The organism is Methylobacterium sp. UNCCL125 (assembly GCF_900116795.1).
In the GTDB taxonomy this organism is placed as follows: domain Bacteria; phylum Pseudomonadota; class Alphaproteobacteria; order Rhizobiales; family Beijerinckiaceae; genus Methylobacterium; species Methylobacterium fujisawaense.
Window position 1 is genome coordinate 1 of sequence record NZ_FPBW01000071.1, and the last position, 8,287, is coordinate 8,287.

An 8,287-nucleotide genomic window follows, 5' to 3' on the forward strand; every position below is an offset into this window, starting at 1 on the left:
CCCGCCCGGTGGCTGACCGGGCGGGTCCGGGGGCGGGGCGGCGCCCGCGTCGGTGGCTTTCAGCCGCCATCGCCCCGGGCGGCGGACCGGTGCGGGGCGTGTCTCGGAAGCGGGCGTGAGACCGGGCGGCAGTTTGCCCGGCGGGGTCGAGGAAATGCCCCCGCGCCGACCCGCCTCTGGGCCGACCCTGAGCGACCTGCGGACCCGCCCACTACGAGGCGGGGGGCGGCTGGAAGGCCACGGCGCTGATGCGGGTTCCGGAGGTGCGGGCACGGCGTGCCTGGGCCTCGCCCGAGACCGCTAACAGGGAGTCGCAGGACCGGGGCGCTGGAGACGCCGCGACGAGAAAGACGGCACCGGCCGGGGGAGGCGCCCGGTCGATGCCGCGGGGCGCCGCGGGGATCGGATCCCGCGCGACTTTGGCCGACACCTGGGTTCCCGCGGCGTCCCGCGTCCCTCGTGTTCGCTCCCGGGCCATGCCCCCGGCGCCACCGGCGCGCGGGGACGATAACGCACATCCGAAGCCGGCCCCGCATCCCGAGGTGCCGGAGCGCGGCGACCTCGGGAGAGCCCTCCACAGGTCGCGCGCGTCCTGGAAGCCGCTTTCGAGGCCCGCCGGCGCGGGTACTTCAGGATGCGGCGCCGGGCGGGAGCGGTGTTCCGCGCCCCCCGATCCTCAGGCGGGCAGCGGCTCCCGCGGCTCGGTGTGATCGAAGAGCCGGGGCGGCGCGATCGCGTCCCGGGCCCCCATCCGGGCGACGAGATGATCGGCGACCCGCAGGGCGTTGGCGATGATGGTCAGCGTCGGGTTCACGGCGCCGATCGACGGGAAGAAGCTGGCATCGGTCACGTAGAGGTTGTCCAACTCGTGCGCCTTGCAGTTCGGATCGAGCACCGACGTCTTCGGATCCTCGCCGAACCGCAGGGTCCCCGCCTGGTGGGCCGTCCCGCCGATCGGGACGTTCTTGCCGAGATAGAGCGAGCGGTCGAACAGGTGCGGGTGGATGTCGGTGAAGCTGCAGATCTCGCGCAGCTTCTGCCGGAGCCGCTTGTGCGCCTCGACGTTCGTCTCGGTGAGGTCGAGATGGACCTTGCCGTCCTTGTAGAAGATCCGGTTCTGCGGGAGCGGCACGTCCTCCGAGGTCAGCCAGAAATCGACGGAGTGCTTGGCGATCCAGTCGAAGGGCTTGTCGGGGAACCATTGCAGGAAGCCCGGCAGGCCCTCGCCGTGGATCTGGGCCCCGTCCGATTTGCCGACCATCTGGATGTGGCCGAGGGGGAACTCCCAGCCGTCCTTCGGGTCCGGATCGCCGAAGTAGAAGTCGTTGAGGCCGAGCGTCTTCTGGAACCGGGTCGGGTTCGGGATCTTCGAAATCGCCAGCACCGTCGAGTTATTGTGGCGCATGTAGTTGCGCCCGACCTGGTCCGACCCGTTGGCGAGGCCGTTCGGGTGTCGGTCGCTGGCCGAGCGCAGCAGCAGCAGCGCCGAGGAGAGGGCGCCGCAGGCCACCACGACGAGGTCGGCCGAGGCCTCGAAGGGCGCGCCGTCGCGCGCGCCGACGATGCCCGTGACGGTGCGGCCGGAGGTGTCGGTGACGAGGCGCTCGACATAGGTGCGGGTGAGCAGCGTCAGGTTCGGGCAGTCCCGCAGGGCCGGGTCCACCACCATGGTCTGGGCATCGGACTTGCCGTTGGTGGGGCAGGGGAATCCGTCGAAGGATTCGCACTTGATGCAGGGCGAGGTCGGCACCGCGCGGCCGTCCTTCTCCACCAGCCGCACGCCCACCGGCAGGTGGAACGGGTGGTGGCCGGCCCGCTTCAGGTTGTCGAACAGCTCCTGGATCCGCGGCTCGTGCGCCACCGGCGGATGGGCGTAGGGCTTCGTCGACCAGGGCTCGGTCGGGTCCTCGCCGCGCAGCCCGTGGACGTGGAACAGCTCCTCGGCCGCCTGATAGTACGGCTCGAAGACGTCGTAGCCGACGGGCCAGGCCGGCGCGACGCCGTCCTGGTGGCGGATCTCGGAGAAGTCCTTCTCGCGGAGGCGGAAGAGGATCGATCCGTAGAACTTCGAGTTCCCGCCGACATAGTAGTGAAGGCCAGGGTGGAAGCTCTTGCCGTCGGAGGAGTACCACGTCTCCTTGGCCTGGTAGTAGCCGTCGACGATCACCGCCTGACTGTCCCAGTTCCGCGGCTCCCGCAGCAGGTAGTCGCCGCGCTCGACCAGCAGGATCCGCTTGCCCGTCTGGGCGAGGCGCCACGCCATCGTGCCGCCGCCGGGACCGGACCCGACAATGATGACGTCGTAGTGCTCACCGGGCATGTCGCGTCTCCGTCCGGACCTGCGTCCTGGCAGGCAACTCGCGAGCCGCTTTTCGGATCACCTCACGGTTCCGTTAAGCGCGCGCGGCGTCCCGGGCTCCGCGAAGTCTGCAACCGGCGGTTAAGCGCCTTTCCCAACGCGGCCTTCAGCTTCGGCTGCGATCCTGCGGCGGACCGGCCTGAAGCCGGGGAGGCCGGAATGATCGACATGATGGCGCCTATCCTGGCGCTCCTGACAGCGGCCGCGCTGGGCCTCGGCCTCTGGCGCGTGCGCGGAACGCGGCGCGCCGAGCGCGAGACCGAGCGGCTGCAGGACCGCATCTGGCGGATCAGCGAGAGCGAGGACCGCTATCGCGCCCTGGTGGCCGCCACCACCGAGATCATCGTCCAGCGCGATGCCCGCGGGCGCATCACCTACGCCAACGAGGATTTCGCCCGCCTGCTCGGCCGCGAGCCGATCGCGCTGATCGGCTCTCAGGACGATCTCGAGATCCTCGACCGCAACGCCGTGGAGATCGGGCCGGACGGGGTCCGCCGCCTGGAGGCGCAGGTCCGGGCGGCGGACGGGCGGGCGCGCTGGTTCGCCTTCGTGGAGATGCCGGTCGCGCACGGCGACGCGACGCACTGGCTGCGCGCGGGCCGGGACGTCACCGCGCGGGTCGAGGCGATCCGCAGCCGCGACGCGGCCCTGGAGCGCGCCGAGGCGGCCAGCGTCGCGAAATCCCGCTTCCTAGCGACGGTGAGCCACGAGATGCGGACGCCGCTCAACGGCATCCTGGGCATGGCCGACCTCGTGCTCGGAACCGAGCTGAACCCCGAGCAGCGCACCTACGTGGAGGCGGTGCGCACCAGCGGCCAAGCGCTGCTCGGCCTGATCGACGGGGTCCTCGACTTCTCGCGGATCGAAGCCGGGCGCCTCGACCTCGCGGCCGAGCCCTTCGACCTGCCGGCCCTCTCCGAGGGCGTCGTCGAGCTGCTCGCGCCCCGCGCGCAGGACAAGGGGATCGAGATCGCCCTCGACGTGACCGAGGACTTTCCGGCCGCCGTTCTGGGCGACGCCGACCGGGTGCGGCAGATCCTGATCAATCTCGCGGGCAATGCCATCAAGTTCACCGAGCGGGGCGGCGTCGGCGTCAGCCTGAGCTTCGTGCGGACCGCAGCCGGCGGCGAGGTCGTGCTCGCCGTGGCCGATACCGGCCCGGGCATCCCGGAGGAGAGACTGCCGATCCTGTTCGAGGAGTTCGAGCAGGGCGACGGCAGCGCGAGCCGCAGCCATGAAGGCACCGGTCTGGGTCTCGCCATCACGCGGCGTCTGGTGACCCGCATGGGCGGCCGGATCGAGGCGGAGTCGCGCCTCGGGCGGGGTTCGACCTTCCGGGTCCTGCTGCCGCTGGCCGAGGTGGCCGGCATCGATGACGGCGGACGGGTCCCGTTGCCGCCGCTCTCCGCGCGACGCTGTCTGATCGTCGCCGACTCGCCGTTCCAGGCGCCGTACCTCGCCCGCAGCCTGTCCCGGGCCGGAGCCGCCACCGTGATCGTCGACAGCCTCGAGTCGGGTCTCGACGCCCTGTCGGGCGCCGCCTTCGACGTGGTGCTGGCCGACCGGGCGCTGGGCGACGGTGCCGTGCGGCAGATCGCCGATGCGGCGCGGGCCTGCGGGGTTCGCACGAGCCTCGTGCTCCTCTCGCCGTTCGACCGGCGCGGCTTCGGGGCGCCCGGTGCGGCGGGCTTCGACGGCTACCTGATCAAACCGGTCCGCCCGCGCTCCCTGTTCGAGCGCCTTCACGCATCGACGGGCCCGGTCGAGGCCGCAGCCGCCCCGCCCGAGGCCCCCTCGCATACCGGCAGCCACCTTCGGGTCCTGCTGGCCGAGGACAACCCGATCAACGCCCTGCTGGCGACCCGGGCGCTGGAACGGCTCGGCGCCACGGTGGTCCATGCGGCCGACGGCGTCGAGGCCCTCGAGCGGTTTGAGTCGGACGGCCCCTTCGACCTGGCGCTGATCGACGTGCGGATGCCGCGCCTCGACGGGCACGAGACCGCCCGGCGGATCCGCGCGGCCGAATCGGGCTGCGCGCACCCGCTCCATCTCGTCGCACTGACCGCCAATGCGGGCCGCGAGGACGAGATCGCCGCCCGGGCGGCCGGCTTCGACGGGTTCCTGGCCAAGCCGCTCAATCTGAAGCTGCTCCCCCCGCTGCTGGAGCGCCAATCCGCGCGTGCGGCCTGAGGGCGCGCGTTGACAGGCGGGCGAGTCCCACGCCAACAGGACGCCCATGTCGACAACCAGCCCTCTGCCGCCCGCACCGCGCTCGTCGAGCGGCGCGCTTGCCGCCTGGGGCATCGCGGTCCTCGTGATCGCAACCGTGCTCATCGGCGCCCTGGCGCCCGCCCGTCACCCAGCACCGCTGCGCTCGGCGGCCGAGGATCCGGCCTGCCTCGAATGGAGCGACGGCTGCAAGGTTTGTCAGCGGCTCGCAGACGGCCCGGCCTGCTCGCTCCCCGGCTTCGCCTGCCAGCCCGGCGCGCTGCAATGCCTCCGCCGCCGCGAGGGCTGACGCCGCACCCGCGCAGACCGGCCGATCCGAGCGCCTCGGCGGAGCGGCTCAGAAGTGCGGGAGGGCCGGTCCTGCGTTTCGCGCCGAGCCCCAATGGACGCCTGCACCTCGGCCACGCCTACTCGGCGCTTCTCAACGCGCAGTTCGCCACCCGGCTGGGCGGCCTCTGCCGCCTGCGGATCGAGGACATCGATCCCGCGCGCTCGAAGCCGGACTTCATCGACGGGATCGTCTCGGACCTCGCCTGGCTCGGGCTGAGCTATCCCGAGCCGGTGCGGCGTCAGTCCCGGTATATGGATGCCTACCGGACGGCCCTCGACGGGCTCGTCGGCCGCGGGCTCGCCTATCCCTGCTTCTGCTCGCGCGGGCAGATCCGGGCGCGGATCGCGTCTGCGGGCGAGTTCCCCTGCGATCCGGATGGCGTGCCGCTCTATCCCGGCACCTGCCGGCACGAGTCCCCCGTGTCCGTGGCGGACCGTCTCGCCAGGGGCGATCCGCATACCTGGCGTCTCGACATGGCGGCCGCCCTGCGCGGCGCCGGCTCGACGCTCGGCTACGTCGCCTTCGACGAGGCGGGCGAGCGCTGGATCGCGGCCGATCCGGGGCGTTGGGGCGATACGGTGATCGCGCGCCGCGACGTGCCGACAAGCTACCATCTCGCAGTGGTTCACGACGATGCCGCCGAGGGGATCACCCATGTGGTTCGCGGCCGCGACCTGGAGGCCGCCACCGACCTGCACGTGCTCCTGCAAGCGCTGCTCGGCCTGCCGACGCCGCGCTACCACCACCACCCGCTGCTGCACGACGCTGAGGGCGAGAAGCTGTCCAAGTCGCGCGGCTCGCAATCCCTCGCCGACCTTCGGCAAGCCGGCCAGACCCCCGGGGACATCCGCGCCCGGCTCGGCTTCGCCTGAGCGATCGCCTCAGCGCACCGCCGCATCGCGCTGGGCGATGGCGGTGGCGCTCTTCGACTTCTGCATGGTGGCGTCGATCTGCTCCCGCTGACGCTTGAACTCGGCGAGCAGGCGCCCGTCGAGCTCCCGGCCACGCGGGACACGGATCTTCATCGGATCGACGAAGTGGCCGTTGATGATCACCTCGTAGTGAAGATGGGCGCCGGTCGACAGGCCGGTCGAGCCGACATAGCCCACGACCTGCCCTTGCCGGACCTTGACGCCTTCCCGGATGCCGCGGCCGAACCGTGACATGTGGTTGTAGGTCGTCACGTAGCCGTTGACATGCTGGATCTCGACCCGGTTGCCGTAGCCCGAGGTCATCTCGGAGCGGATCACCACGCCGTTGCCGGCTGCCATGATCGGGGTGCCGATCGGATTCGACCAGTCGACGCCGGTGTGAAGCTTGGCATAACCCAGGACCGGATGGCGCCGGTAGCCGAAGCCGGAGCGCATGATCCCGTCAGCGATGGGCTTGCGCAGCAGGAATTTCTTCAGCGAGCGGCCCTGCTCGTCGAGATAGTCGATCGTCCCGTCATCCGGGGATTGGAAGCGGTAGACCTTGCGGGTCTCGCCACCGAGCGTCAGCGCCGCGTAGAGAAGATCCGGACGGTCGGCGCTGGCATCGTCGTCGGTGCTGTAGAACACGTCGAGCCCGTCGCCGCTGCTGATGCGGCGCTGGAAGTCCAGGTCGTAGCTGAACACCCGGACGATATCCTCGACGGCGGCCCGCGGCAGGTCGTGGCGCGCGGCCGTCTCGTAGAGGCTCTGATACAGCCGCGGCCCTGAACCGGAATCCGCATCTTCGTCTTCGCCGGGTTCAGCCTGAGCCTGCGGCTTGGGGGAGGGGGATTCCTCGGAGGGCGGCGCCACCGAGACGAAGGCGCCGCGATCGTTCAGGGCGGCGATGCCCTCGATGCCGTTCTCACCGTAGAGCACGACGCGGGTCACCTGGCGCGGGTCGCCGGGATGCGGGCCCGGCGCGATCTGCACGCGCATCGGCTGGCCCTCGTTGAGGGCGGCCGTGCGGGCCTTACCGCCGAGCGCCGCGACGATGCCTCGGATCGCGTCGTCGCTGACGAAGCCGATGGCCTTGAGGGTCGATTCCAGGGTCTCGCCGCGCTTCAGCGCGAGGTCGCGCTCTTCGACGAGGGGCGCTTCATTGGGCTTGAGCTCGACCTTGGCGACCTTCGTGACGTTCTCGGGGACGACCAGCACCTCGATCGCCTTGAACGGGTTGGCATCCTTCGGCGCCGTGCCGTCACCATCCCCCGTCGCGCCCTGCTGGAGCGTGCGCGACAGCATGATCTGCGGGGCGATCGGGATCGCGGCACGACGGCCCGCCTCGGCGGCGATGCGGCGCTCCTCCTCCACCTGCGCGGTGACGTCGTCGTCGCTGAGTGCGGGTGCGTTGGGGTCGACGGCGGCCTCAGCCAGATCGCGCTTCACCACGGTGACCTCGGCGCCGGGGGCATCGGCAGAGGCTTCGGGGGCACGCTCCAACGGTTCGTCGGATACGAACTTCATCGGATCGAAGCGGGGGGGCTCGCTCGCGTAAACGCCCGTCGTCATCGACAGGGGTGTGGTGAGCCGTACGAACGCCTTGGCCTTGATGATCTCGCGATCCCCGAGGCGGACCGTGACCGGCGCCCGGAAGCTCTGCTTGGCCGACGCGATCATCAGGTTGCGGATCAGTCGGTCACCCTTCCGGGCGATATTGGCGCCGCTTTCGCTCGGCTGCGGTCGCGGCAAGACCGTCGCCTTCTCGGGAATGGCCGCGAAGGACACGTCCCCCTGAAGGGAAACATGGAGAGCCGCCGCGATCAGGCCGGCCCCGGTCAGGCCGGTGAGGCTGCTGGCGCAGAGCCATCGCAGGTTGACGGCGCGACGGTCGATCTGGGTCGCCGTTGCGCCGAGATGATCGAGGGGCGCCTGAACTCCACGCGCCGGGGAGAGGGCGGCCACATCGCCGATCTTGAGTCGCTCGCGCTTCACTCGAAGGCCCTGAAAACACAACGGCGAACGGGCGTCCTCGCAGGACTCGAGGCGCTGAAGCCGAATCTGATGATGCCGGAAGCGGCATCTGTCCCGGTGAACTCATCTCACGGCCCAGCGTGTCGAGATTGAGGCGCCTTGACCCCTGACCGTTGGAGGACGCCGACATGTTGGACAAGTCCGGCGAGCGGGACAACGCGGCGGTTCGGAACGGAATCGCGAAACGCCGGTTGACGGGCCGAACTCCAGGGCCTATACCCCGGCTCATCGGCGCCGGCCGCGGAAGTGGACCGGGCGCTGAGGCATCTTCTGACAAGCGGCGGGATTGTCCGGCGGGTTTAGCCGGGCGGTCTTCTGTTTTCTGCGAGATGCCGGCTCTGCGGCGGGCCGCTACGGCGGATCCGAGGCGGGGTTGACAGGAGGATCGGCGGGCTCTAGACGCCCTCCACCGCTGAGGCGGAC

At 70.8% G+C, this 8,287-nt stretch carries 5 protein-coding genes; 3 read left to right on the forward strand and 2 right to left on the reverse strand.

Translation table 11 applies throughout. The features are described 5' to 3' along the window. Positions 1–676: 676 nt before the first annotated feature. A complete protein-coding gene (locus BM396_RS31530; protein ID WP_043388234.1) occupies positions 677–2,320 on the reverse strand; it encodes a GMC oxidoreductase in 1,644 nt (547 codons plus the stop codon). 198 nt (positions 2,321–2,518) lie between these two features. Between BM396_RS31530 and BM396_RS31535 the strand changes: the two genes are divergently transcribed. From BM396_RS31535 to gluQRS, 3 genes are read left to right on the forward strand one after another with little or no spacing between them, the layout of a single operon-like run. After that, on the forward strand, positions 2,519–4,549 hold the full coding sequence (locus BM396_RS31535) for an ATP-binding protein (RefSeq protein ID WP_043388233.1): 2,031 nt from the start codon (positions 2,519–2,521) through the stop codon (positions 4,547–4,549). A gap of 46 nt (positions 4,550–4,595) precedes the next feature. Next, positions 4,596–4,877 carry a hypothetical protein gene (locus BM396_RS31540; RefSeq protein WP_043388232.1) on the forward strand — a complete coding sequence of 94 codons (282 nt, stop codon included), beginning with the start codon at positions 4,596–4,598 and terminating at the stop codon, positions 4,875–4,877. Then, a complete protein-coding gene (gene gluQRS, locus BM396_RS31545; protein ID WP_078946963.1) occupies positions 4,853–5,791 on the forward strand; it encodes a tRNA glutamyl-Q(34) synthetase GluQRS in 939 nt (312 codons plus the stop codon). Before BM396_RS31540 ends, gluQRS begins: the two co-directional genes overlap by 25 nt. Before the next feature lie 9 nt (positions 5,792–5,800). Here gluQRS and BM396_RS31550 read toward each other — a convergent pair whose 3' ends face one another. After that, positions 5,801–7,825, reverse strand: coding sequence for a M23 family metallopeptidase (locus BM396_RS31550; RefSeq protein ID WP_043388231.1), 2,025 nt, complete (start codon positions 7,823–7,825; stop codon positions 5,801–5,803). Between the last annotated feature and the right edge of the window lie 462 nt (positions 7,826–8,287).